The sequence below is a fragment of the Pseudomonas sp. JY-Q genome, from assembly GCF_001655295.1.
Taxonomy (GTDB): Bacteria; Pseudomonadota; Gammaproteobacteria; order Pseudomonadales; family Pseudomonadaceae; genus Aquipseudomonas; species Aquipseudomonas alloputida.
This window is the reverse complement of sequence record NZ_CP011525.1, coordinates 348,791-372,975: the sequence shown is the minus strand read 5'-3', so window position 1 is coordinate 372,975 and position 24,185 is coordinate 348,791. Positions and strand designations below refer to the sequence as shown.

The window sequence follows — 24,185 nt, the reverse complement described above, 5'->3', positions numbered from 1 at the left end:
TTTCACGTGCGCTCAGGAGGGCAGCGCAAAGAATGTGCGCATCAACGAATCATCCTCCGTGCCCAGCCGCATCGCCAGTGCCTGGCGATCGAACAGCTTGCCTGTGCGCATATCACGCACTGCCTTCCCGCTTGGCGCCTGCGCCAGCGCCTTCAGGCACACCTCGGTAAAGCGATAATTGTGCCCTTGAACGGCCGTCACCTTTTCCACTTGCAGGTAGCGCCCGGGCATCATCAAAGACTCCGCCTCATCCGGTCGCCTTGAGAAGGGCCCGATAGGCGTCGCCTGCATATCCTCGCCCGGCTCCAACACATAAACCAACGCGTTTTCATCAAAAACATCCCTGCCACTGATTTGAGCCTGCGGGTCGTTGAAAACCTCCCAGAGGGCATAGGGGTTTTCAGTGAATGACGTGAAGTCGGTGGTCACCAGCACGTCACCCACTTCAACGGCGCCCTCACCAACTGCCTGAAAACCCGTGCCCCGCAGGCTGGAGGCAGCCCGATACAGCCTCACTTGATTAGTCACGCCGATTTGCCCAAGTGCGTGAGAAAGCGCATGGCTGCGCTGGATATGCGCGGCGCGCGTGCCCTCTAGCGGCATACCCCGCCACAGGTTGTTGTAACGCTCCGGCGAGCTGGTGTACTCGGCAATGGCGGGCGAGCCAAAGCCGTGCTCATCGCGAAACACGGGGTAGGGTTCACTGAAGGCATCCAGATACTCGCCATTGGGCCCCAAGGCATCGAGATCAGCCCACGGTACCGCGCCCAACAGAGCTTGCTGGCGGGCCAGCGCCTGATCCGACAACGCCAGCAATTCATCCGCCGCCGGGGCCATGTAAAGCCCCCAGTCGACCTTGGCGGCAGAGGCTTGCGCCTGACCAGCCACCCGCGGGGGGACGTGACCATCGGTAAACAGCTCGCTGGCTCGCAGCATGGCTATATCAAGCAGGATGAACAGGATATCCGTCAGTACTGACCACCATGCTGCTGTGCGCCAGCCCTGCTTGCCATTGATTGCCCGGTCCAGATGCAGCGCCAGGCTGGCGGTGCCTAGACCGAGCGATGCCAATATCACTGGCCAGCCAAACGGCGCCATCGGTGCTATCACGAAGCTCGCCGCTTGCACGCCCGCCAGCCACTCGGCCTTTCGCAGCTGGGCATTGGTGGTCAGCCGTTCGTGAGCGTCGCGGGTCAGATCATCCATCACCGCATCACGTAGACGAACGAACAGGTCCCCTTCAATGGACTGCCCCAAGATGGCGGTGTCACCTCGCGACTGTGCGAGCAACTTGAAGTAATTGCGTAGTCGCGGGCGTAGCGACTGCGCCAGTACCCCGTCCCCGACGAACAGCCTGACCAGCCGCTCTCGCCCCACCGTCGTGGCGGCCTGGTCAGCCATCCACTCCTGAAACGCATGACGATCGTCGAACACCTGCACCACAGCCTGAACATCGGCAAGGTAGAGGCACAACCTGCCAGTCTTCAGCTTGCGCAAGAACATCAGCTTGGCGCTGATACCGCCGATGACAAGCGCGTTCCACCCAGATTGAGCACTCGCTTGCCGGGCGAGTCGCAAGGCTTTTACGGTAGTCGGCAGTGCGGGTGCAGCGAGCGTCACCCCCATTAGCTCCTGGCGCTCATGTTCGCTCAACCCAGATTGGCCCACAGCAGCCATGAAGCGGGCACGGGCCAGCACACAGTAGTCTTCGCCATGCCGTGCTCGAAACGTGCCCAGCGCCTCGGTGTAGCGCCCTGCAAAGTCCAACCGCCAGAACGCCGTCAGTACTTGCTGAGGGTCGAGCCGCACTTCGTTGCGTTCGTCGTAAACTGCGTGGCTGGCATCCACCCGGTAGAAGCCACCATAAATACTCAACTCGTCAGCACTGGCCTGCTGCTGCGGGCTAAATCGCTGGATGACCAGTTCGGTAAGGCTCAAAGAGCGTCGTGGCGGCCCACTGTGGCGCCAGCCGGTGAAGCTCAACGAACTGCTGGCCGCCGACTGGAACTCGTGCCAATAGAGCCCGTCCGGATCCAGCCAGTACCCCAGTTGGCGGCGAAGCACATGGCCCGCCGCCTGGCGCGCCAAACTGTGCAAATCAGGAAATTGCCCGAGCAGGCGCTGGGCCACCTGGGCGAGAGAAATGGTTTCTTTGACATTCATGTCACTTGGCTGCCTGACAGTGGGCAAACCATTACAGCCGCAAGCCGCAGCGACGATGCGGTATCGCTTTACAGCCTGCGTCGGCCTCAGGTTAGAATCGATTGGCACGCGACCTGCTAGCTTTTGCTGGAAAATGCGCTACCACGTCCCTTCCCCGCTGTCTCGGAGTACCTGCCTTTGGATGCAAGCACCATCAACAGCCTGTTCCTGATCGGCGCATTGCTGGTGGGTGCAAGTATCCTGGTCAGCTCGCTATCGTCGCGCCTGGGCATCCCTATTCTGGTCATCATCCTCGCCGTCGGCATGGTCGCCGGTGTCGATGGTGGCGGCATCATCTTCAACAATTACCCAACCGCCTACCTGGTGGGCAACCTGGCACTGGCCGTCATCCTGCTTGACGGTGGCCTGCGTACGCGGGTGGCAAGCTTCCGCGTGGCGCTGTGGCCGGCGCTGTCGCTGGCCACGGTCGGGGTGATGATCACCACCGCCCTCACCGGCCTGGTTGCCGCCTGGCTGTTCAACCTGAGCCTGATTCAGGGCTTGCTGATCGGTGCGATCGTCGGCTCCACCGACGCCGCTGCAGTGTTCTCGCTGCTCGGCGGCAAAGGCCTGAACGAGCGGGTTACGGCTACCCTCGAGATCGAGTCGGGCAGCAACGACCCGATGGCGGTGTTCCTCACTGTCACCTTGATCGACATGATTGCCAGCGGCCAGACCGGGCTGCACTGGGGCCTGCTGGGCCACTTGTTGCGTGAGTTCGGTATCGGCGGGCTGCTGGGCTTGGGCGGTGGCTGGCTGATGCTGCAACTGGTCAACCGCATCAACCTGGCCGGCGGCCTTTACCCCATTCTGGTAGTGGCCGGCGGCCTGGTGGTGTTCTCGCTGACCAACGCCCTGCATGGTAGCGGCTTCCTCGCCGTTTACCTGTGCGGCCTGGTGCTGGGCAACAAGCCTATCCGCAGCCGCCACGGCATCCTGCACATGCTCGACGGCATGGCCTGGCTGGCGCAGATCGGCATGTTCCTGGTGCTGGGGTTGCTGGTCACGCCGCACGACCTGCTGCCCATCGCCCTGCCGGCACTGGGCCTGGCGCTGTGGATGATCCTGGTGGCGCGGCCACTGTCGGTGGTCGCGGCCCTGCTGCCGTTCAAGGCTTTTCACGGCCGCGAAAAGGGCTTCATTTCGTGGGTCGGCCTGCGCGGCGCGGTACCGATCATTCTGGCGGTGTTCCCGCTGATGGCGGGCCTGCCAGACGCCCAGCTGTTCTTCAACCTGGCGTTCTTCATCGTGCTGGTGTCACTGCTGGTGCAGGGCACCAGCCTGCCGTGGATGGCCAAGCTGCTGAAAGTGACCGTACCGCCAGACCCGGCGCCGATTTCCCGCTCCGCCCTGGAAGTGCACATCACCAGCGAGTGGGAAATGTTCGTCTACCGCCTGGGCGCCGAAAAGTGGTGCATCGGTGCCGCCCTGCGCGAGCTGAAAATGCCCGAAGGCACACGGATTGCCGCGCTGTTCCGTGGCGAGCAACTGCTGCACCCGTCGGGCAGCACCGTGCTGGAAGTGGGCGACATGCTCTGCGTGATCGGCCACGAGCACAACCTGCCGGCCCTCGGCAAATTGTTCAGCCAAGCGCCACAGCGTGGCCTGGACCTGCGTTTCTTCGGCGACTTCGTGCTCGAAGGCGATGCCGAACTGGGGGCGGTGGCAGCGTTGTATGGCCTGAAGCTCGATGGCCTCGACGCGAAAATGCCGCTGGCGCAGTTCATCCGACAGAAGGTCGGAGGCGCTCCAGTAGTGGGGGACCAGGTCGAATGGCATGGCACGATCTGGACCGTGGCGACCATGGACGGGAACAAGATCCAGAAAGTAGGCGTCAGATTCCCCGAAGGAACGCGACCCGGACCAGGATTGTTCCTCTAAACTTCGTTTCAGCCGGATCCACAAGTAGTCTGCCTATGTCCCTGCGCGTGTACCTTCGCACAGCCCTGCTCGGGTTGTGCTTGTCCCTTTCTTTTGCCGCTAGCGCGGCAGAAGCCCCGACCACCGCCAGTATCCAGAACAGCCTCGACAAGATCGCCGAGCGCAAGCTGCCCGAGGCAGACCAGAAGGCGCTGCAGCAGGTGCTCGAACAAACGTTGAGCCTGCTTGCTGCCAAGGAAGACAACGAAAAGAAACTGGCTGCACTCAAGCAGCAGCTGAGCAGTGCCCCCAAGGAGACCAGCGACAGCCAGAAGGAGTTGGCCAGGCTCAAGGAAACCAGGGCACAACCGGTGGCACAGCGCTACGCCAACCTCACCGTGCCACAGCTTGAACAGATGCTCAGCGAACGCAACACGCTGCAGGGCGAGCTGCAAAAGGCGTTGTCTGAAGCCAACAGCCTGATCATCAACTCGCAAACCCGCCCCGAGCGTGCCCAGGCGGAGATCAGCAGCAGCCAGACCCGCACCCAGCAGATCAACAACATACTCAAAACCGGCAAGGACGGTGGCAAAGCCATCAATGCCGACCAGCGCAATCAGCTCAACGCCGAGTTGGCCTCGCTCAACGCGCTGACCCTGCTGCGCCGCCAGGAACTGGCCGGCAACAGCCTGCTGCAAGACCTCGGCAATGCGCGTCACGACCTGCTGGTCGAGCGCGCTGCGCGCCTGGAGCAGGAAATCCAGGACCTGCAGACGCTGATCAACGCCAAACGCCTGGCCCAGTCCCAGGAAGCCGTCACCCAGCAGTCGATTGAGGCTCAGAAGGCCGGCGGCAGCAGCCTGCTGGCCACTGAAAGCGCGATCAACCTCAAGCTTTCCGACTACCTGCTCAAGAGCACCGACCGCCTTAACGAACTGACCCAGCAGAACCTGCGCACCAAGCAGCAACTCGACAGCCTGACCCAGGCCGACCAGGCGCTTGACGAGCAGATCAACGTGCTCAAGGGAAGCCTGCTGCTGTCGAAGATTCTCTACAAGCAGAAGCAGACCCTGCCGCACCTGAAGGTCGACCGCGACCTGGCCGACCAGATCGCCGACACCCGCCTGTACCAGTTCGAAGTCAACCAGCAGCGCGAGCAGATGAGCAGCCCGGTCACCTACGTCGACAAGCTGCTGGCGGCGCAACCGCAGGAAGATGTGACCCCGCAGCTGCGCAAGGCCCTGCTGGAAGTGGCCATCACCCGCAGCGACCTGTTGGAGCGGCTGAACCGCGAGCTGTCGGCGCTGCTCAACGAATCGATCACCCTGCAGCTCAACCAGAAGCAGCTACTGGGCACCGCGCAGAGCCTGCGCACCACCCTCGACGAGCAAATGTTCTGGATCCCCAGCAACAAGCCGCTGGACTGGGACTGGCTGCAATACGTGCCGGAGCGCCTGGCCGACCAGGTCGCCAACCTGCCGTGGGGCTCCAGCCTGAAAGAGCTGGCCGATGGCCTGAGCCAGCGCCCGTTGCTGTTCCTGCCGCTGCTGTTGGTGATCGGCGCGCTGTTGTGGCGGCGCAAATACCTTTACCAACGATTAGGCAAAGTGCACCAGGATATCGGCCACTTCCGCCGTGACAGCCAATGGCACACGCCCCAGGCAATCCTAATCAACATTCTGCTGGCGATGCCGGTCAGCCTTGGTCTGGCGCTGTGCAGCTACGCCCTGCAGATCGACGCCCGCGGGCAGAATGCCAACCTGGGCGCCGCACTCTGGCAGCTGGCCCAGGCCTGGCTGGTGTTCTATACCGCCTACCGTATCCTCGCACCCGGTGGCGTGGCGGAAGTCCACTTCCGCTGGCACAAACCGCAGGTCGAGTTCCTGCGCGGCTGGGTTCGCCGCCTGGGCACCGTGGTGCTGGCACTGGTCGGCGTGGTGGCGGTGGCCGAGCACCAGCCTTCGGCATTGGCAGACGACGTGTTGGGCATCGGCGTGGTGCTGACCTGCTATGCGCTGATGGCCTGGCTGCTCAGCCGCCTGCTGCTCAGCAGCCCGGCACACCGTGACACCTCGCTGTTCCGCAGGGCGGTGGGGGTAGCGTTCACCGCCCTGCCCATCGCCCTGTTCGTCGCCGTGTGCTTCGGCTACTACTACACGGCACTGAAGCTTACCGACCGACTCATCTACACCCTGTACCTGCTGCTGTTCTGGCTGGTGATCGAGGCCGCCTTCGTGCGCGGCCTGTCGGTGGCTGCACGACGCCTGGCCTACCAGCGTGCGTTGACCAAGCGTGCGGCAGCCAAGGAAGGGCTGGATGGCGAAGTCATCACCGAAGAGCCAACGCTGGATATCGAACAGGTCAACCAGCAGTCGCTGCGCCTGATCCGCCTGGCCCTGCTCGGCGGCTTCATCGCCGGCCTGTACTGGGTATGGGCCGACCTGATCTCGGTGTTCGCCTACCTCAACAATTTCGTCCTCTACGAATACACCAGCGGCACCGGCGCCGCCGCCAGCATGGTACCGATCAGCCTCGGCGACCTGCTCGGCGCGCTGGTGATCGTCGGCATCACTTTCGCCCTGGCCGGCAACTTGCCAGGCTTGCTGGAAGTACTGGTGCTGTCTCGCCTGAACCTGGCCCAGGGCAGTGCCTACGCCACCACCACGCTGTTGTCGTACACCATCGTCGGCATCGGCATCGTCAGCACCCTGTCGACCCTGGGGGTGAGCTGGGACAAGCTGCAATGGCTGGTGGCTGCGCTGTCAGTAGGGCTGGGCTTCGGCATGCAGGAAATCTTCGCCAACTTCATCTCCGGCATCATGATCCTGTTCGAGCGCCCGGTACGGATTGGCGACACCATCACCATCGGCAACCTGTCGGGCACGGTAAGCAAGATCCGCATCCGTGCCACCACCATCACCGACTTCGACCGCAAGGACATCATCGTCCCCAACAAGACCTTCATCACTGGCCAACTGATCAACTGGTCGCTGACCGATACGGTCACCCGGGTGACGCTGAAGCTGGGCATCGACTATGGCTCAGACCTCGACCTGGTGCGCGACCTGCTGCTCAAGGGCGCGCATGAGAACCCACGCGTGCTCAAGGATCCGGAACCGATCGTGTACTTCCTCAACTTCGGCGAGAGCTCGCTGGACCACGAACTGCGCATGCACGTGCGTGACCTGGGCGACCGCAACCCGACGCTGGACGAGATCAACCGCTACATCAACCGCGAGTTCAAGGCCCACAACATCAAGATCTCGGTACGCCAGGTAGAGGTATTCCTGATGGACGCCAAGGGCAGCAAACAGCAATTGATTCCGATGGAACAGCCGAAATCGGATGGCACTGCTTCGGCCTGAATAGGCTCGAATACTTTATTGTGTGCAAAATGGCTACGAGGGCTTCGCCCTCGTTCGCGGGTAAACCCGCTCCTACATCGGGCGCTGGCCGCTGTGGGGGCGGGTTCACCCGCGAAAGGCCGCCAAGCGGCCCCATTGGCACCGATTCCAAGGAGCAGTCCCGTGAAAGCCCTCGACCAACTCACCTTCGACAACCGCTTCGCCCGCCTGGGCGATGCGTTCTCCACCCAGGTGCTGCCCGAGCCCATTGCAGACCCGCGCCTGGTGGTAGCGAGCGAGTCGGCCATGGCCTTGCTCGACCTCGACCCCGCCCAGGCCGAGCTGCCGGTGTTCGCCGAACTGTTCAGCGGCCACAAACTGTGGGAAGAGGCCGACCCTCGGGCGATGGTTTATTCCGGCCACCAGTTCGGCTCGTACAACCCACGTCTGGGCGACGGCCGTGGCCTGCTACTGGCCGAAGTGCTCAACGACGCAGGCGAACACTGGGACCTGCACCTCAAGGGCGCCGGCCAGACACCCTACTCCCGCATGGGTGACGGCCGCGCCGTGCTGCGCTCGTCGATTCGCGAGTTCCTCGCCTCCGAAGCCCTGCACGCCCTGGGTATCGCTACCAGCCGGGCACTGTGCGTGATCGGTTCCAGCACCCCGGTGTGGCGCGAAACCCGTGAAAGCGCGGCCATGCTGACGCGCCTGGCGCAGAGCCATGTGCGTTTCGGTCATTTCGAGTACTTCTACTACACCAAGCAGCCCGAGCAGCAGCGCGTGTTGATCGACCATGTGCTGGAACAGCACTATCCCGAATGCCGTGACGCCGAGCAGCCTTACCTGGCCATGTTCCGCACCATCGTCGAGCGCAATGCCGAACTGATCGCCCGCTGGCAGGCGTATGGCTTCTGCCACGGCGTGATGAACACCGATAACATGTCGATCCTCGGCATCACCTTCGATTTTGGCCCCTATGCGTTCCTGGATGACTTCGACGCCAACTTCATCTGCAACCACTCCGACGATCGAGGCCGCTACAGCTACGCCAACCAAGTGCCCATCGCCCACTGGAACCTCAGCGCGCTGGCCCAGGCACTGACCACCGTGATCGAAGTTGAGCCACTGAAGGAAGCGTTGGGCCTGTTCCTGCCGCTGTACCAGGCCCATTACCTGGACCTGATGCGCCGGCGCCTGGGGCTGACCACCGCCGAAGATGATGACATGGCGCTGGTCGAGCGCCTGCTGCAGTGCATGCAACGCGGTGGCGTGGACTACAGCCTGTTCTTCCGCAAACTGGGTGAGCAGCCGGTGGCCGAGGCGCTGAAGGTGGCGCGCGATGACTTTATCGACCTGGCCGGCTTCGATGCCTGGGGCGCAGACTACCTGGCCCGCTGTGGGCGTGAACCCGGCAATGCCGAAGGCCGCCGTGAGCGGATGCATGCGGTAAACCCGCTGTACGTGCTGCGCAACTACCTGGCGCAGAAAGCCATCGAAGCGGCCGAGGCGGGGGATTACAGTGAAGTTCGACGGCTGCACCAAGTCCTGACCAGGCCGTTCGAGGAACAGCCCGGGATGCAGGCCTACGCCGAGCGACCGCCGGAGTGGGGCAAGCACCTGGAAATCAGCTGCTCTTCCTGATTAGCGCCGAATCCTGAGCGGTTTTACCGGCGAAGCCGGTGCCATGCACCGCGTCGCATTCTTCGCGGGTGAACCCGCTCCTACAGGGAACCGCGATAGACCTACTGGAGATGAAATGACCGACCCACTGGTAATCCCCTGCCCCCACTGCAACGGCCTCAACCGCCTGCCCGCCGAGCGCCTGGGCGATGCGCCGAAATGCGGTCGCTGCAAACAGGACGTGCTGTTGAGCACCCCTTTCGAGCTCACCGAAGCCAGCTATGCCAGCCAGATCAAAGGCGACCTGCCGCTGCTGGTCGACATCTGGGCCGACTGGTGCGGCCCGTGCAAGTCATTTGCCCCCACCTTCGAAGAGGCCGCCCGGAAGCTTGCAGGCCGCTGCCGCCTGGCCAAGCTCGACAGCGAAGCCAACCGTAACCTCGCTGGGCAACTGGGCATACGCTCGATCCCCAGCCTGCTGCTGTTCAAGAACGGCCGCGAAGTCAGCCGGCAGACCGGGGCGTTTCCACTCCAGTCCCTGCTGGAGTGGCTGCGTAACCACGGGGTTTAAGCATTCTCCTCAAGCAGCGAATGCAGCTCGACAAACTGCAGAGTCAGCTTGTGCCGCGGCTCCAGGTGAATCAGCGGCAGGCTGGCGTGGTGCGATTCGCGCATTTTCACCGAGCTGCCCAAGTACACCGGCAGCACCGGTAACCCTTCGGCCAACAGCTCGTCGAGCATCTGCTGTGGCAGGCTGGCACGTGACTGGAACTGGTTGACCACGATGCCTTCGACCACCAGGTCTTCGTTGTGGTCTTCCTTGAGGTCTTCGATCTCGGCCAGCAGGCCATACAGGGCCTGGCGCGAAAAGCTGTCGCAGTCGAAGGGAATCAGCACGCGATCGGCAGCGATCAGCGCAGAAACCGCATAGAAATTAAGCGCCGGCGGGGTATCGATGTAAATACGCTCGTAATCCTCGTCCAGCTCGTCGAGCAACTTGCGCAGCTTGTTGATCTTGTGTTTTGCCTCCAGCTTTGGCTGCAGGTCGGCCAGCTCGGCAGTGGCGGTGACCACATGCAGGTTGTCGAATGGGGTTTCGTAGATATCGACCTTGTTCTTCTTGCTGAACGGCCCGCTGGAAAGGCTTTGCTTGAAGAAGTCGGCGATGCCCATGGGGATGTCCTCGCCGGTCAGGCCGGTGAGGTATTGGGTCGAGTTCGCCTGGGCATCCAGGTCGATCAACAAGGTCCGGTAGCCTTCATTGGCACTGACCGCCGCCAGGTTGCAGGCAATGCTCGACTTGCCCACGCCACCTTTCTGATTGAACACCACGCGCCGCATGATTGACCTCCGTGTATCAACGAATGCCCGAGTATGTGGCGGCAGTGGGGCAATGACCAGTGCCAATTGCCCCGGCATCACGCCTGACCGACCACCTGCCCTGTCAACAACTCGGCAAATGCCTTGGCCATGACCGAATGGCCGCGCTCACGCTGCACCAGCCACACCGCCGACATCGCCTCTTCATCGAGCAAGGTGCGGTACACCACCCCTTCTATACGCATGCGCTGGAACGACGCCGGCAGCACCGACACCCCCAGCCCCGCCGAGACCAGGCCGATGATGGTCATCGCTTCCCCTGCCTCTTGCGCAAAATGGGGGCTGAAACCCGCATGCCGCGCCAGGCTCAGCAATTGTGCATGCAAGCCGCTGCCATAACTGCGCGGAAAGAACACGAAGGGCTCAGGGGCCAACGCCGCCATGTAGACGCCTTGCTCAGTGCCCTCAGCCAGCGGATGCGAAGCATTGATCACCGCCACCAACGGTTCTCGGAACAACTCGGTGGCCACCAACCCCTCCGGCAGCGGCATCGGCCGCATCAACCCCACCTCGATGGACTCGTCGAATACCCCTTCGGCAACATCACGGCTGCTCATTTCCTTGAGGTTCAGGTGCACCGCCGGAAAGCGCTGACGGAAAGCATGAATCGCCTTGGGGATTTTCGAGGTGAACGGGGCCGAGGAAGTGAAACCGATTTTCATCTCGCCCAGCTCGCCCAACTGCGCACGCCGGGCTACATCCGCGGCCTTCTCCACCTGCGCCAATACCTGGCGCGCTTCCTCGAGGAACAATCGCCCGGCCTCGCTCAGTTCGACACGACGATTGGTACGGTCGAACAACCGGGCCCCCAACTCCTGCTCCAGAGCCTGGATCTGCTGACTCAAGGGCGGCTGGGAAATACCCAGCTGCTGGGCGGCGCGGCCAAAGTGCAGCTCTTCGGCCACAGCAATGAAGTAACGCAGATGACGCAATTCCATGATCCGCTCCAAACAAGTCGCCAAACATCTCAAATAGGTCGAACAATATATTGGATCTAATCGTTAGCCAGCTATATGCTTTTTTTCATTGCGCCAGAGGTACCCGCCCGTGAAAACTGCAGTAGCCCCCCTCCTCCTTGAGCCACAACCTGCCATCCTGACCGAAATGTGGATCGAAAAAGGCACACCCGCTTTCATGAAAACCGTGCTGGCCTTGTTCAGCGGCGGTTTCGCCACCTTCGCCTTGCTGTACTGCGTACAGCCAATGATGCCTCTGCTATCCAACGAGTTTTCCATCAACGCGGCGCAGAGCAGCCTGGTGCTGTCGGTGTCCACCGCCATGCTGGCGTTCGGCCTGCTGATCACCGGCCCCATTTCTGACCGCATCGGGCGCAAACCCGTGATGGTGTTCGCGCTGGTCTGCGCCGCCCTGTCCACCTTGGCCAGCGCAGTGATGCCCAGCTGGGAGCTGGTACTGGCCACCCGCGCCTTGGTCGGCCTGTCGCTGAGCGGCCTGGCGGCAGTGGCGATGACCTACCTGAGCGAAGAGATTCACCCGCAACACATTGGCCTGGCCATGGGCCTGTACATCGGCGGCAACGCGATTGGCGGCATGAGCGGGCGGCTCATCACTGGCGTACTGATCGACTTCGTCAGCTGGCACACGGCGATGCTGACCATTGGCGGCCTGGCCCTGGTGGCCGCGCTGGTGTTCTGGAAGGTGCTGCCGGAATCACGCAATTTCCGCGCACAGACGATGAACCCACGCAGCCTGCTGGACGGTTTTGTCATGCACTTCAAAGATGCAGGCCTGCCCTGGCTGTTTCTTGAAGCCTTCTTGCTGATGGGCGCCTTCGTCACCCTGTTCAACTACATCGGCTACCGCCTGCTGGCCGAGCCCTACCACATGAACCAGGCGCTGGTCGGCTTGCTGTCGGTGGTTTACCTGTCGGGTATCTACAGTTCGGCACAGGTCGGCGCGCTGGCGGACAAACTGGGCCGGCGCAAGGTGTTCTGGGCCAGTATCGTGGTAATGGCGGGTGGCTTGCTGATGACACTGGCCAGTCCGCTGGTGATGGTGATCGTGGGCATGCTGGTGTTCACCTTCGGCTTCTTTGGTGCGCACTCGGTGGCCAGCAGCTGGATCGGCCGCCGGGCGCTGAAGGCCAAGGGGCAGGCGTCGTCGCTGTACCTGTTCTGCTACTACGCTGGCTCCAGCGTGGCCGGTACGGCGGGCGGGGTGTTCTGGCACCAGTGGGGCTGGAACGGGATCGGGCTGTTCATTGGCAGCTTGCTGGCGGTGGCATTGCTGGTGGCATTGCACCTGAGCAAGTTACCACCCAAAACGGTGTGAGGCATTCGTGGGCACGCCTGCACCCACAACCTGTGGGAGCGGGCGTGACCACGAAGAGTCCATCAGATCAGTTGATGATCTCGACAATATCCACATCCACTTCCCGGCTCATCAGGTGCTTTTCCACCTCACCGGTCAGCTTCACCTTGGTCTTGTCGTTGAACGGCGTCGGCGGCAGGTCCTCATCGTCGATCTCGACAGTGATGGTGCCGGTGTTGTCCTTGAACTCGTACTTGTCGTCGTTGTTGATCTTCTTGGTCACGAAGCCCTGCAGCATGACGGGGGTGTCATCGGCGGCGTCGTTCGCGGCGGCAACCGTGGTTACCGACTGGGCGCCAGGGCCGGTGTAGCCAGCGGCAAATGCGCCAGCGCTGAACAAGGGGGCGAGGATGAGGGCAAGATAACGGATTTTCATGAGGATCGGGTCCTGTTTCGGTTTCGATGGGACCAGATTAACGACGATCGCTGAATTAAAACTTAATGCAAAATAAAAGCCCGGCACATGACCGGGCTTATGGTTTCCGCGTGTCACCTCACTGGTGATACTGCGCCGACAGCTCGTGAACGGCATTGATGAATACGCCGGCATGCTCCGGGTCGACTTCCGGGGTAATGCCGTGGCCCAGGTTGAACACATGGCCAGTGCCGTGGCCATAGCTGGCCAGGATGCGCGCCACTTCCTTGCGAATGGCCTCGGGCTTGGCGTACAGCACGGTCGGATCCATGTTGCCTTGCAAGGCTACTTTGTCACCCACGCGGCGGCGGGCGTCGCCGATCTCGCAGGTCCAGTCCAGGCCCAGTGCGTCGGCACCTGCGTCGGCGATGCTTTCCAGCCACAAACCACCATTCTTGGTGAACAGGATCACCGGCACCTTGCGCCCCTCGTGCTCGCGGATCAGGCCGCTGACGATCTTGCGCATGTAGGCCAGTGAGAACTCCTGGTAGGCCGCCGCCGACAGGTTGCCGCCCCAGGTGTCGAAGATCTGCACAGCCTGGGCGCCGGCCAGGATCTGGCCGTTAAGGTAGCTGGTGACCGACTGGGCCAGCTTGTCCAGCAGCAGGTGCAGGGCTTGCGGATTGTCGTAGGCCATGGCCTTGGTCTTGCGGAAGTCCTTCGACGAGCCGCCTTCGACCATGTAGGTGGCCAGGGTCCACGGGCTGCCGGAGAAGCCGATCAACGGCACACGGCCATTGAGCTCACGGCGAATGGTGCTGACCGCGTCCATCACGTAGCCGAGGTCTTTCTGTGGGTCCGGGACTGGCAGCGCTTCGATGTCAGCGGGGGTGCTGATGACCTTCTTGAAACGCGGGCCTTCGCCGGTTTCGAAGTACAGGCCCAGGCCCATGGCATCGGGAATGGTAAGGATGTCCGAGAACAGGATCGCTGCGTCCAGCGGGTAGCGGTCCAGCGGCTGCAGGGTGACCTCGCAGGCGAACTGCGGGTTCATGCACAGGCTCATGAAGTCACCGGCCTTGGCGCGGCTGGCGCGGTACTCCGGCAGGTAGCGGCCGGCCTGGCGCATCATCCACACCGGGGTGACGTCTACGGGTTGCTTGAGCAGTGCACGCAGGAAACGATCGTTCTTCAGGGCAGTCATGTCGGCATCCGGAAAAATAGTGCGGGCATTTTCTCAGACACCAGCGCAAAAGGCACGGCCATGACCATGTGTTTTGTCTATTGGATGCCACAGATCAAGCGTTTTTGTATACAAAAGCTTCGCGGGCATGCCCGCTACCACGGGTTCTAAGCTTAACCCTGTGGGAGCGGGCATGCCCGCGAGCAGGCCGAAAATCAGACTTCGAGGTAGTCCAGGATACCCTCGGCGGCCGTACGCCCTTCGAAGATCGCAGTCACCACCAGGTCCGAACCGCGCACCATGTCGCCACCGGCAAACACTTTCGGGTTGCTGGTCTGGTGCTTGAACTTGCCCTTCTCCGGGGCAACCACACGGCCCTGGCTGTCCAGCTGAATGCCATGCTGCTCAAACCACGGCGCCGGGCTCGGGCGGAAGCCGAAGGCGATTACCACGGCGTCTGCCGGCAGGATCTCTTCGGAGCCCGGGATTGGCTCAGGACTGCGGCGCCCACGGGCATCAGGCTCGCCCAGGCGAGTCTCGACCACTTTGACGCCTTCGACCTTGTCCTCACCCACAATGGCGATGGGCTGGCGGTTGTAGAGGAACTTCACACCCTCTTCCTTGGCGTTCTTCACCTCTTTGCGCGAACCCGGCATGTTGGCTTCGTCACGACGATAAGCACAGGTCACCGCCTTGGCACCCTGACGGATCGAGGTACGGTTGCAGTCCATCGCGGTGTCACCACCACCCAGCACCACCACTTTCTTGCCCTGCATGTCGACGAAGTCTTCCGGCGACTTCTCGAAGCCCAGGTTGCGGTTGACGTTGGCGATCAGGAAGTCCAGTGCGTCATGCACGCCCGGCAGGTCTTCACCCGGGAAGCCGCCCTTCATGTAGGTGTAGGTACCCATGCCCATGAACACCGCGTCGTACTCGGCGAGCAGCTGTTCCATGGTCACGTCCTTGCCCACCTCGGTGTTCAGGCGGAACTCGATGCCCATGCCGGTGAACACTTCACGGCGGTTGCTGAGCACGGTCTTTTCCAGCTTGAACTCGGGGATACCGAAAGTCAGCAGGCCACCGATCTCAGGGTTTTTGTCGAACACCACCGGGGTTACCCCGGCGCGCACCAGCACATCGGCGCAGCCCAGGCCAGCCGGGCCTGCGCCGATGATGGCGACGCGCTTGCCGGTGGGCTTGACCTTGGACATGTCCGGGCGCCAGCCCATGGCGAAGGCGGTGTCGGTGATGTACTTCTCCACCGAGCCGATGGTCACCGCGCCGAAACCGTCGTTCAGGGTGCAGGCACCCTCGCACAGGCGGTCTTGCGGGCAAACACGGCCGCATACTTCCGGCAGGGTGTTGGTCTGGTGCGACAGTTCCGCCGCGGCCAGGATGTTGCCTTCGGAGACCAGCTTCAACCAGTTGGGGATGAAGTTGTGTACCGGGCACTTCCACTCGCAATACGGGTTACCGCAGCCCAGGCAGCGGTGCGCCTGCTCCACGGACTGCTGCGGCTTGAACGGTTCGTAGATTTCCACGAACTCCTTCTTGCGCTGGCGCAACAGCTTTTTTTTCGGGTCCTTTCGGCCCACTTCGATGAACTGGAAGTCGTTGTTCAGACGTTCAGCCATTTTTCAAAACCTCTTTACAGCAGCTGCAAGCTACACGCTGCAAGCCGCAAGACGATCACTTAAGCCGGGCAAACCTCTCACTGCCATTACGTGCAGCTTGAGGCTTGCCACTTGCAGCTGTTTTTACTGCGGGTTGGCACGGGTGCTGGACAGCAGCTGCTTCAGGTTGGCTGCCTTCGGCTTGACCAGCCAGAAGCGCCGCACGTAGTCGTCCAGGTTCTCCGAGAGCTCACGCCCCCACTCGCTGCCGGTCTCATCCACATACTCGGCAAGGACACGCGCCAGGTGGCTACGGTAGGCCTCCATCGCTTCACCACTGATACGCTGGATTTCCACCAGCTCGTGGTTGAGCTTGTCGACGAAGCTATTGTCCATGTCGAGCACGTAGGCAAAGCCGCCAGTCATGCCAGAACCGAAGTTGTAACCGGTCTTGCCCAGAACGCAGACAAAGCCGCCGGTCATGTATTCACAGCAGTGATCGCCAGTGCCCTCGACAACAGCATGGGCGCCGGAGTTACGCACAGCGAAGCGCTCGCCCGCAGTACCTGCGGCAAACAGCTTGCCGCCAGTGGCACCGTACAGGCAGGTGTTGCCGACGATGGCGCTGTGCTGGGTTTCGAACGGGCTGCCGGCTGGCGGCACGATGGTGACCTTACCACCGGTCATGCCTTTGCCGACGTAATCGTTGGCGTCGCCTTCCAGGTGCAGGTTAAGGCCACCAGCGTTCCACACGCCAAAGCTCTGGCCCGCAGTCCCCTTGAAGCGGAAGGTGATCGGCGCCGCGGCCATGCCCTGGTTGCCGTGCAGGCGGGCGATTTCGCCCGACACACGCGCACCAATGGAGCGGTCGCAGTTGCAGATGTCGAGGCTGAACTCGCCACCCGCCTGGTCGCGGATGGCCGGCATGGCCATATCAACCATCTTCTCGGCCAACTCGCCCAGGTCGAACGGCGGGTTCTTGTCGACTTCGCAGAACTGCGGTTTGTCCGCCGGAATGTGCGAGCTGCCCAGCAGCGGCGACAGGTCCAGGTACTGCTGGCGTTCGGTGTCACCTGGCAGCACTTCGAGCAGGTCGGTACGGCCGATCAACTCGCCAAGGCTGCGCACACCCAGCTTGGCCAACCACTCGCGGGTTTCTTCGGCGACAAAGGTGAAGAAGTTGATCACCATGTCGACGGTGCCGATGTAGTGGTCCTTGCGCAGCTTGTCGTTCTGGGTGGCCACGCCGGTGGCGCAGTTGTTCAGGTGGCAGATGCGCAGGTACTTGCAGCCCAGGGCAATCATTGGCGCGGTACCAAAGCCGAAGCTTTCGGCGCCGAGAATGGCCGCCTTGATCACATCCAGGCCAGTTTTCAGACCACCATCAGTCTGCACCCGCACCTTGCCACGCAGGTCGTTGCCGCGCAGGGTCTGGTGGGTTTCCGCAAGGCCCAGCTCCCAAGGGGCGCCGGCGTATTTGATCGAGGTCAGCGGCGAAGCACCGGTACCACCGTCGTAACCGGAGATGGTGATCAGGTCGGCATAGGCCTTGGCCACACCTGCGGCGATGGTGCCCACGCCCGCTTCGGCTACCAGCTTGACCGATACCAGCGCCTGCGGGTTGACCTGCTTGAGGTCGTAGATCAGCTGCGCCAGATCTTCGATCGAGTAGATGTCATGGTGGGGCGGTGGCGAGATCAGGGTCACGCCCGGTACCGCATAACGCAGCTTGGCGATCAGGCCGTTGACCTTTCCGCCCGGCAACTGGCCGCCCTCACCCGGCTTGGCGCCTTGGGCAACCTTGATCTGCAGCACTTCGGCGTTGACCAGATACTCCGGGGTCACACCAAAACGGCCGGTGGCCACCTGCTTGATCTTCGAACTCTTGATGGTGCCATAGCGCGACGGGTCTTCGCCGCCTTCACCCGAGTTGGAGCGTGCGCCCAGGCGGTTCATGGCCTCGGCCAGCGCTTCGTGGGCTTCCGGCGACAGTGCACCCAGCGAGATACCCGCCGAGTCGAAACGCTTGAGAATCGCCTCCAGCGGCTCGATCTGCTCCAGCGCCAGCGGCTGGTCGGCCACTTTCACCTTGAGCAAGTCACGAATCATCGACACCGGGCGCTGGTCCACCAGCGTGGTGTATTCCTTGAACTTGGCGTAGTCGCCCTGCTGTACAGCCGCTTGCAGGGTGTTGACCACATCCGGGTTGTAGGCGTGGTATTCGCCACCGTGGACGAACTTCAGCAGGCCACCTTGCTGGATCGGCTTACGCGCGCTCCAGGCTTCGGCCGCCAGCAGCTTCTGGTCGTTCTCCAGGTCTTCGAAGCGCGCACCCTTGATGCGGCTGGACACGCCCTTGAAGCTCAGGCCGACCACTTCCTCGGCCAGGCCAATGGCTTCGAACAGCTGTGCACCGCGGTACGAGGCGATGGTGGAGATACCCATCTTCGACAGGATCTTCAGCAGGCCCTTGGAGATACCTTTGCGGTAGTACTTGAACACTTCGTCCAGGTCGCCCAGCACTTCACCGGTACGGATCAGGTCAGCCAGTACTTCATACGCCAGGTACGGGTAAACGGCCGAGGCACCGAAGCCCAGCAGCACGGCGAAGTGATGCGGATCACGGGCGGTAGCGGTTTCCACCAGGATGTTGCTGTCGCAGCGCAGGCCCTGTTCGGTCAGCCGGTGGTGCACTGCACCAACGGCCAGCGAAGCATGCACCGGCAGCTTGCCCGGGGCGATATAACGGTCGCTCAGCACCAGCTGGGTCTTGCCCCCACGCACAGCTTCTTCGGCCTGGTCGGCAATGTTGCGGATGGCCGCTTCCAGGCCGACGCCCTGCTCATAGTTGAGGTCGATCAGCTGGCGGTCGAAGCCTTCGCGCTCCAGGTTCATCAGCGAACGCCACTTGGCGGGCGAGATGACCGGCGAGCTGAGGATGACCCGCGAAGCGTGCTCCGGGGACTCCTGGAAGATGTTGCGCTCGGCACCCAGGCAGATTTCCAGCGACATCACGATCGCTTCGCGCAGCGGGTCGATCGGCGGGTTGGTTACCTGAGCGAACTGCTGGCGGAAGAAGTCGTACGGCGAACGCACGCGCTGCGACAGCACGGCCATCGGCGTGTCGTCACCCATCGAGCCAACGGCTTCCTGGCCCTGCTCACCCAACGGGCGCAGTACCTGGTCACGCTCTTCGAAGGTGACCTGGAACATCTTCATGTATTGCTTGAGCTGGTCAGCGTCGTAGCTGGCCACACCCTGGTCGTCGGTCAGCGTCGCCTGGATACGCGTAGCGTGCTGGCGCAACCAGCGCTTGTACGGGTGCCGCGACTTCAGGCGGTTGTCGATGGCGTCGGTGTCGAGGATCTGGCCGGTTTCGGTGTCCACGGCAAGGATCTGGCCCGGGCCGACACGGCCCTTGGCCAGCACTTCCTCAGGCTGATAGCCCCATACGCCGATTTCCGAGGCAATGGTGATGTAACCATTGGTGGTGGTCACCCAGCGCGCCGGGCGCAGACCGTTTCGGTCGAGCAGGCACACCGCGTGGCGGCCTTCGGTCATGACGATACCGGCCGGGCCATCCCACGGCTCCATGTGCATGGAGTTGTATTCGTAGAAGGCGCGCAGGTCGGCGTCCATGGTCTCGACGTTCTGCCACGCTGGCGGTACCAGCATGCGCACGCCGCGGAACAGATCGATGCCACCGGTGACCATCAGTTCCAGCATGTTGTCCATGCTCGACGAGTCGGAGCCGACGCGATTGACCAGCGGGCCGAGCTCTTCGAGGTCGGGGATCTGGTCATTGGCGAACTTGGTGCGACGAGCAACGGCCCAGTTACGGTTGCCGGTGATGGTGTTGATCTCGCCGTTATGGGCGAGGAAGCGGAACGGCTGCGCCAGCGGCCATTTCGGCAGGGTGTTGGTGGAGAAGCGCTGGTGGAACACGCAGATCGCGGTTTGCAGGCGCTCGTCACCCAGGTCTGGATAAAACGCCGCGAGATCGCGCGGCATCATCAGGCCTTTGTAGATGATGGTCTTGTGCGAGAAGCTGCAGATGTAGTGGTCGGCGTCGTGGGCGTTGGCCACCGACGAACGACGACGGGCACTGAACAGCTTGATGGCAAATTCCTGGTCGCTCAGGCCTTCACCGCCAATGAACACCTGCTCGATCTGCGGCAGGCGCTCGAGGGCCAGGCGGCCGAGTACGCTGGTGTCGATCGGCACCTTGCGCCAGCCAACCAGTTTCAGGCCAGCGGCGACGATCTCGCGGTCCATGTTGGCGCGGGCAGCTTCGGCTTTGACCGGGTCCTGGTTGAAGAACACCATGCCGACGGCGTACTGCTTGGGCAGCTCGACAGCGAAGTGCTCCTGGGCCATGGCACGCAGGAATTGATCGGGCTTCTGCATGAGCAGACCGCAACCGTCACCAGTCTTGCCGTCGGCATTGATGCCACCGCGGTGGGTCATGCACGTCAGCGCCTGCATGGCGGTTTGCAGAAGGTGGTGGCTCGGCACACCCGTCATATGGGCGATCAGGCCAAAACCACAGTTGTCCTTGAATTCTTCGGGATGGTACAGACCTGTTTTCATAGACACATTCTCACCAGGTTCACCTCTCAACGGAGGTAAATCTCTTTTTTAACAACCACTTACCATCCACGCCGATCAAACGCCAGCTTTTTTGCGGTGGTCATGGAAAACCATTGTTGCACAGCGACAGCGACGCCCACAAATTTTCATGTCTCATCATTGAAAATTTATGTCGCAATTTTGAATGTTTTTGCGCCATGCGCCGTGATAGCGGCTTGGCTCGAGTCTGAAGCGTTTCAGCCATGACTGCAACTAGGGGCTTGTGGCCGGCAGTCCGGGACAGAAAAGCCTGCCGCGCTCGGGCGCAGCAGGCTAGTCGAAAGCTAGAATTCGCTTAGCTACTGGGCGGCAGGGTGATGCCGCCCGGAAGGTATCAGCGGGCCGTGGCCAGCTCTTGTTGGACGCTGCCGACGGTACGTGGCCAAGGTTTACCAGCCTGGACCTTCGCTGGCAAGTTCTTGATTGCCGCTACCGCTGCGTCGCGGTTGGCGAAACTGCCGTAAGTCACGACGTACAAGGGCTTGCCCTGCAGGTTTTTCTTGAAGTAGCGATAGTCGCCACCCTGGGCCTTGACGTAAGCCTGGGCCGACGCCTCGGAGCTGGTACCGAGGATCTGCACCACGTAATTGCCCGGCTTCTGTCCGGCATACCAGCCGCTGTTGCCAGCGCTAGCGGGGGCTGGTTTTTCAGCTGGTTTTTCGGCAGCTTTGGCGGCCGGCTTGGCCACGGCGACCTGGGTCGGCGCTGGTGCTGGCTTGGCCGGCGCAACCGGTTTCGCGGGCTGGGTTGCAACAGGCTTGGGCGCAGGCGCAACCGACTGAACTGGCTGGGCCGGCGCAGGCGCCGGGCCAGCTGGCACACCTTGTGGCGGAGCGATGGTGGTCACGGTGGGTGGCGGGTTGCCAGGCTGCAGCGCGGTGTCGACAGCCGGGCCTCCCTCTTCACCCTCGCCCATGCCTGCGGCTTGGGCCAGCGGCTCGCGCATCACCGGCTGCGACTGGCCAACCAGTGGCAGCGGCATTGGCTGGGACGAGCCAGAGAACTCGATGGCAGCACCCTGCTTGCCGTCACCCAGCGGCAACTGGGCCTGGGCGGCCGGCGCTTCGGCAGGGGCCTTGTCGCCTTTCTTGGGCATCAATACCGCGGCCGCAACGGCAACCACGACCACAGCGGACAGTGCGAGCACATGTTTTTTAGGCATCTTGAACCCCATGGTTGGTCGCTTGGCCGTCGAGCGGCTGGCGATCATGGCTTCGATCAAAGTGTCACGGGCGACCTGATTGATGTTGCCAGGCCAGCCGTCGGAGTTTTCATGGATATCGGCGATCTGTTCACGGCTGAACACCTCGATGCCCCGACCAGCCCCTTCCAGGCGCTGTTCCAGGTACTCGCGGGTTTCTTCTTCACTGTAGGGCGCAAGCTCGATGATGTGGAAACGTTCTTCCTCGACATTGAGCTCATCCAGCCCGGCAATCAGCGATGGCTCACCGAACAGAAACACGTGCGGACGCCCTTCAGGAACCCCCGCCGCCAACTCCAGCAACGCTTGGAGTGCCGACTCGTCGAGTTGTTCCGCATCGTCCACCAGCAAATACACTTCCTGCCCGGTCAGTGCCAGCTGCACCACCTTCGACAGGATCGCCTGCACCTCGGGCTGGGCCACACCCAGCTCCTGCGCGACCTGCGCGAGCATACTGGAGGCGTCGCTGGCGCTGCGGGCCGACACCACCACACTTTGCACAGTCTGCTTGTTGGTGCTGGCCACCAGGGCCTGGCGAAGTAGCGACTTGCCGCTGCCCAACGGGCCGCTGACCACCAGCATCAACTGGCTATAGCGCGCCAGGTGGTGCAGTTGGCCAAGCACCGGTTTGCGCTGGGCCGGGAAGAACTTGAAGCCAGGTACGCGGGGCGCGAACGGATCATGGCTCAACTGGTAATGGTCGAGAAAGGCCTCATCGGCATGCAAACTTGTCATTGCGCTGTCACAACCTCAAAGCTGGGCCACGATCGCGCGGTAATCCGCCGACAGCGTGGCCTGAAGAATCTCTTTCGAATAGTCGTCGGTCACCACGGCCTCGCCCATCTGGCGCAGCAGCACCAAACGCAAACGACCGTCGAGCACCTTCTTGTCGACCGCCATGTGCTCCATGAAGTGCGCCGGGGTCATTTCCTGTGGTGGCACCACCGGCAAACCTGCGTCCTGCAACAGGCGGATTCCACGATCGCGCTCAGCCTGGTCGATCCAGCCAAGGCGCATGGACATTTCCAGGGCCATCACTGTGCCCGCCGCGACAGCCTCGCCGTGCAGCCACACGCCATAGCCCATGTGGGTTTCGATAGCATGCCCGAAGGTATGCCCCAGGTTCAGCGTGGCCCGTACGCCCGACTCGCGCTCGTCAGCACCCACCACTGCGGCCTTGGCCGCGCAAGAGCGGCGGATGGCCTCGGTCAGGGCTGCCGAATCGAGGGCACGCAGTGCCTGCATATTGTCTTCGAGCCAGGCGAGGAACGGCTTGTCGCAAATCAGGCCGTACTTGATCACTTCGGCCAGACCTGCGGACAGCTCGCGCGCTGGCAGGGTCTTGAGGCTGGTGGTATCGATCAGCACCGCATTGGGCTGATAGAACGCACCGACCATGTTCTTGCCCAGCGGATGATTGATGCCGGTCTTGCCACCCACGGAAGAGTCGACCTGGGACAACAGGGTAGTCGGCACCTGGATGAAGTCGACGCCGCGCTGGTAGCAGGCGGCTGCGAAACCAGCCATGTCACCAATCACGCCACCACCAAGCGCGACCACAGTAGTACGACGATCATGCCGAGCTGTCAGCAGGCCATCGAAGATCAACTGCAATGTTTCCCAGTTCTTGTGGGCTTCCCCATCGGGCAACACCACGGGCAGTACCGAGTAGGCACCAAGGGCCTTGCTCAGGCGTTCGAGATACAGCGGCGCGACGGTCTCGTTGGAAACGATGGCTACCTGCCGACCCGCAATGTGCGGCGCCAGCAGCTCAGGCTGGTCCAGCAGGCCTTCGCCAATGTAGATCGGGTAGCTACGCTCGCCCAGGTCGACCTTTAGTGTCTGCATGTATCCCCACAATGTACTTGGGCGCGGCGCCATCCGGCGACCTGCGCGGTAACGTTGAGCCTCGCCTCGGCGCTGGAGGCCGAGAATAGTCCCGGGTTAACGGGGCGGCAACTGCTGCAAGCGCTCGAGAATATCGATCACCACCATGCGTGGTGGCCGCTCGTCGGTTTCAACCACCACGTCGGCGATCTCGCGGTAGAGCGGGTCGCGGGTTTCCAGCAAGGTGCGCAAGGTCGCCTCCGGATTGGCTGTGCGCAGCAGCGGGCGATTGCGGTCGCGCGCGGTGCGACCGACTTGCTGCTCGACCGAAGCATGCAGGTAGATCACCCGGCCACCCTGATGCAGCGCCTGCCGGTTGGCTTCGCGCATCACCGCGCCACCACCGGTGGCCAGCACCACACCGTCGAGCGCGCACAACTCGGCAATCATCGCTTGCTCGCGATCACGGAAACCCGGCTCGCCTTCCTTGTCGAATATCCACGGGATGTTTGCGCCGCATCGCAGTTCGATTTCCTTGTCGGAATCCTTGAACAGCAGGCGCAGCTCTTTGGCCAACAGGCGTCCGATGGTGCTTTTACCAGCGCCCATGGGCCCCACAAGTATCAAATTTCGCACA

Annotated in this window: 15 protein-coding genes; 5 read left to right on the top strand and 10 right to left on the bottom strand. The window is 62.3% G+C overall.

The genetic code is table 11. The features are described from left to right. Positions 1 to 12 precede the first annotated feature (12 nt). The gene (locus AA098_RS01660; RefSeq protein ID WP_064613760.1) at positions 13 to 2,163 is read right to left on the bottom strand and encodes a dermonecrotic toxin domain-containing protein; all 2,151 of its coding nucleotides are present in this window, start codon (positions 2,161 to 2,163) and stop codon (positions 13 to 15) included. A gap of 177 nt (positions 2,164 to 2,340) precedes the next feature. Between AA098_RS01660 and AA098_RS01655 the strand changes: the two genes are divergently transcribed. The 4 genes from AA098_RS01655 (at position 2,341) to trxC (ending at position 9,600) form a co-directional block, all read left to right on the top strand. Continuing rightward, on the top strand, positions 2,341 to 4,083 hold the full coding sequence (locus AA098_RS01655; RefSeq protein WP_003249176.1) for a potassium/proton antiporter: 1,743 nt from the start codon (positions 2,341 to 2,343) through the stop codon (positions 4,081 to 4,083). Between the two features lie 35 nt (positions 4,084 to 4,118). Next, positions 4,119 to 7,427, top strand: coding sequence for a mechanosensitive channel MscK (mscK, locus tag AA098_RS01650; RefSeq protein ID WP_060544915.1), 3,309 nt, complete (start codon positions 4,119 to 4,121; stop codon positions 7,425 to 7,427). A 162-nt stretch (positions 7,428 to 7,589) separates the two neighbouring features. Beyond that, positions 7,590 to 9,050, top strand: coding sequence for a protein adenylyltransferase SelO (gene selO / locus AA098_RS01645; RefSeq protein ID WP_064613759.1), 1,461 nt, complete (start codon positions 7,590 to 7,592; stop codon positions 9,048 to 9,050). 115 nt (positions 9,051 to 9,165) lie between these two features. After that, positions 9,166 to 9,600: a thioredoxin TrxC gene (gene trxC / locus AA098_RS01640; RefSeq protein WP_064613758.1), complete on the top strand. Its 435-nt coding sequence runs from the start codon at positions 9,166 to 9,168 to the stop codon at positions 9,598 to 9,600. On the opposite strand, the gene AA098_RS01635 is transcribed toward trxC, so the two are convergent. Both AA098_RS01635 and AA098_RS01630 read right to left on the bottom strand, forming a co-directional pair. After that, on the bottom strand, positions 9,597 to 10,370 hold the full coding sequence (locus AA098_RS01635; RefSeq protein ID WP_003249168.1) for a ParA family protein: 774 nt from the start codon (positions 10,368 to 10,370) through the stop codon (positions 9,597 to 9,599). The two genes, trxC and AA098_RS01635, sit on opposite strands and share 4 nt — an antisense overlap. Before the next feature lie 77 nt (positions 10,371 to 10,447). Next, the gene (locus AA098_RS01630) at positions 10,448 to 11,347 is read right to left on the bottom strand and encodes a LysR family transcriptional regulator (protein WP_003249165.1); all 900 of its coding nucleotides are present in this window, start codon (positions 11,345 to 11,347) and stop codon (positions 10,448 to 10,450) included. A gap of 166 nt (positions 11,348 to 11,513) precedes the next feature. On the opposite strand from AA098_RS01630, the gene AA098_RS01625 reads away from it, so the two are divergent. Then, complete coding sequence (locus AA098_RS01625; RefSeq protein WP_227743112.1) at positions 11,514 to 12,701, top strand: MFS transporter; 1,188 nt, start codon at positions 11,514 to 11,516, stop codon at positions 12,699 to 12,701. A gap of 67 nt (positions 12,702 to 12,768) precedes the next feature. Here AA098_RS01625 and AA098_RS01620 read toward each other — a convergent pair whose 3' ends face one another. The 7 genes from AA098_RS01620 to aroK all read right to left on the bottom strand — a co-directional run bounded on the left by AA098_RS01620 (position 12,769) and on the right by aroK (position 24,184). Continuing rightward, positions 12,769 to 13,116 carry a YgiW/YdeI family stress tolerance OB fold protein gene (locus AA098_RS01620; protein WP_064613757.1) on the bottom strand — a complete coding sequence of 116 codons (348 nt, stop codon included), beginning with the start codon at positions 13,114 to 13,116 and terminating at the stop codon, positions 12,769 to 12,771. A gap of 118 nt (positions 13,117 to 13,234) precedes the next feature. Continuing rightward, positions 13,235 to 14,299 (bottom strand): uroporphyrinogen decarboxylase, encoded by a 1,065-nt coding sequence (gene hemE, locus AA098_RS01615; protein WP_003249158.1) that lies wholly within the window; start codon positions 14,297 to 14,299, stop codon positions 13,235 to 13,237. A gap of 194 nt (positions 14,300 to 14,493) precedes the next feature. Then, entirely contained in the window at positions 14,494 to 15,912 is a 1,419-nt protein-coding gene (locus tag AA098_RS01610; protein ID WP_003249156.1) for an FAD-dependent oxidoreductase, read from the bottom strand. A gap of 123 nt (positions 15,913 to 16,035) precedes the next feature. Then, the gene (gene gltB, locus AA098_RS01605) at positions 16,036 to 20,481 is read right to left on the bottom strand and encodes a glutamate synthase large subunit (RefSeq protein ID WP_004575494.1); all 4,446 of its coding nucleotides are present in this window, start codon (positions 20,479 to 20,481) and stop codon (positions 16,036 to 16,038) included. A gap of 373 nt (positions 20,482 to 20,854) precedes the next feature. Further along, positions 20,855 to 22,456: an SPOR domain-containing protein gene (locus AA098_RS01600; RefSeq protein WP_003249151.1), complete on the bottom strand. Its 1,602-nt coding sequence runs from the start codon at positions 22,454 to 22,456 to the stop codon at positions 20,855 to 20,857. Positions 22,457 to 22,471: 15 nt separating this feature from the next. After that, positions 22,472 to 23,569 carry a 3-dehydroquinate synthase gene (aroB, locus tag AA098_RS01595; protein ID WP_003249149.1) on the bottom strand — a complete coding sequence of 366 codons (1,098 nt, stop codon included), beginning with the start codon at positions 23,567 to 23,569 and terminating at the stop codon, positions 22,472 to 22,474. A 96-nt stretch (positions 23,570 to 23,665) separates the two neighbouring features. Then, positions 23,666 to 24,184, bottom strand: coding sequence for a shikimate kinase AroK (gene aroK, locus AA098_RS01590; RefSeq protein WP_003249147.1), 519 nt, complete (start codon positions 24,182 to 24,184; stop codon positions 23,666 to 23,668). Position 24,185: the final 1 nt, after the last annotated feature.

Bases quoted from the DNA above. Each gene is read 5' to 3' on its own strand.
- AA098_RS01635 (WP_003249168.1), bottom strand. From the start codon at position 10,370: ATGCGGCGCGTGGTGTTCAATCAGAAAGGTGGCGTGGGCAAGTCGAGC.
- AA098_RS01620 (WP_064613757.1), bottom strand. From the start codon at position 13,116: ATGAAAATCCGTTATCTTGCCCTCATCCTCGCCCCCTTGTTCAGCGCT.
- AA098_RS01600 (WP_003249151.1), bottom strand. From the start codon at position 22,456: ATGACAAGTTTGCATGCCGATGAGGCCTTTCTCGACCATTACCAGTTG.
- hemE (WP_003249158.1), bottom strand. From the start codon at position 14,299: ATGACTGCCCTGAAGAACGATCGTTTCCTGCGTGCACTGCTCAAGCAA.
- mscK (WP_060544915.1), top strand. From the start codon at position 4,119: ATGTCCCTGCGCGTGTACCTTCGCACAGCCCTGCTCGGGTTGTGCTTG.
- aroB (WP_003249149.1), bottom strand. From the start codon at position 23,569: ATGCAGACACTAAAGGTCGACCTGGGCGAGCGTAGCTACCCGATCTAC.
- AA098_RS01660 (WP_064613760.1), bottom strand. From the start codon at position 2,163: ATGAATGTCAAAGAAACCATTTCTCTCGCCCAGGTGGCCCAGCGCCTG.
- trxC (WP_064613758.1), top strand. From the start codon at position 9,166: ATGACCGACCCACTGGTAATCCCCTGCCCCCACTGCAACGGCCTCAAC.
- AA098_RS01610 (WP_003249156.1), bottom strand. From the start codon at position 15,912: ATGGCTGAACGTCTGAACAACGACTTCCAGTTCATCGAAGTGGGCCGA.
- gltB (WP_004575494.1), bottom strand. From the start codon at position 20,481: ATGAAAACAGGTCTGTACCATCCCGAAGAATTCAAGGACAACTGTGGT.
- AA098_RS01630 (WP_003249165.1), bottom strand. From the start codon at position 11,347: ATGGAATTGCGTCATCTGCGTTACTTCATTGCTGTGGCCGAAGAGCTG.
- AA098_RS01625 (WP_227743112.1), top strand. From the start codon at position 11,514: ATGTGGATCGAAAAAGGCACACCCGCTTTCATGAAAACCGTGCTGGCC.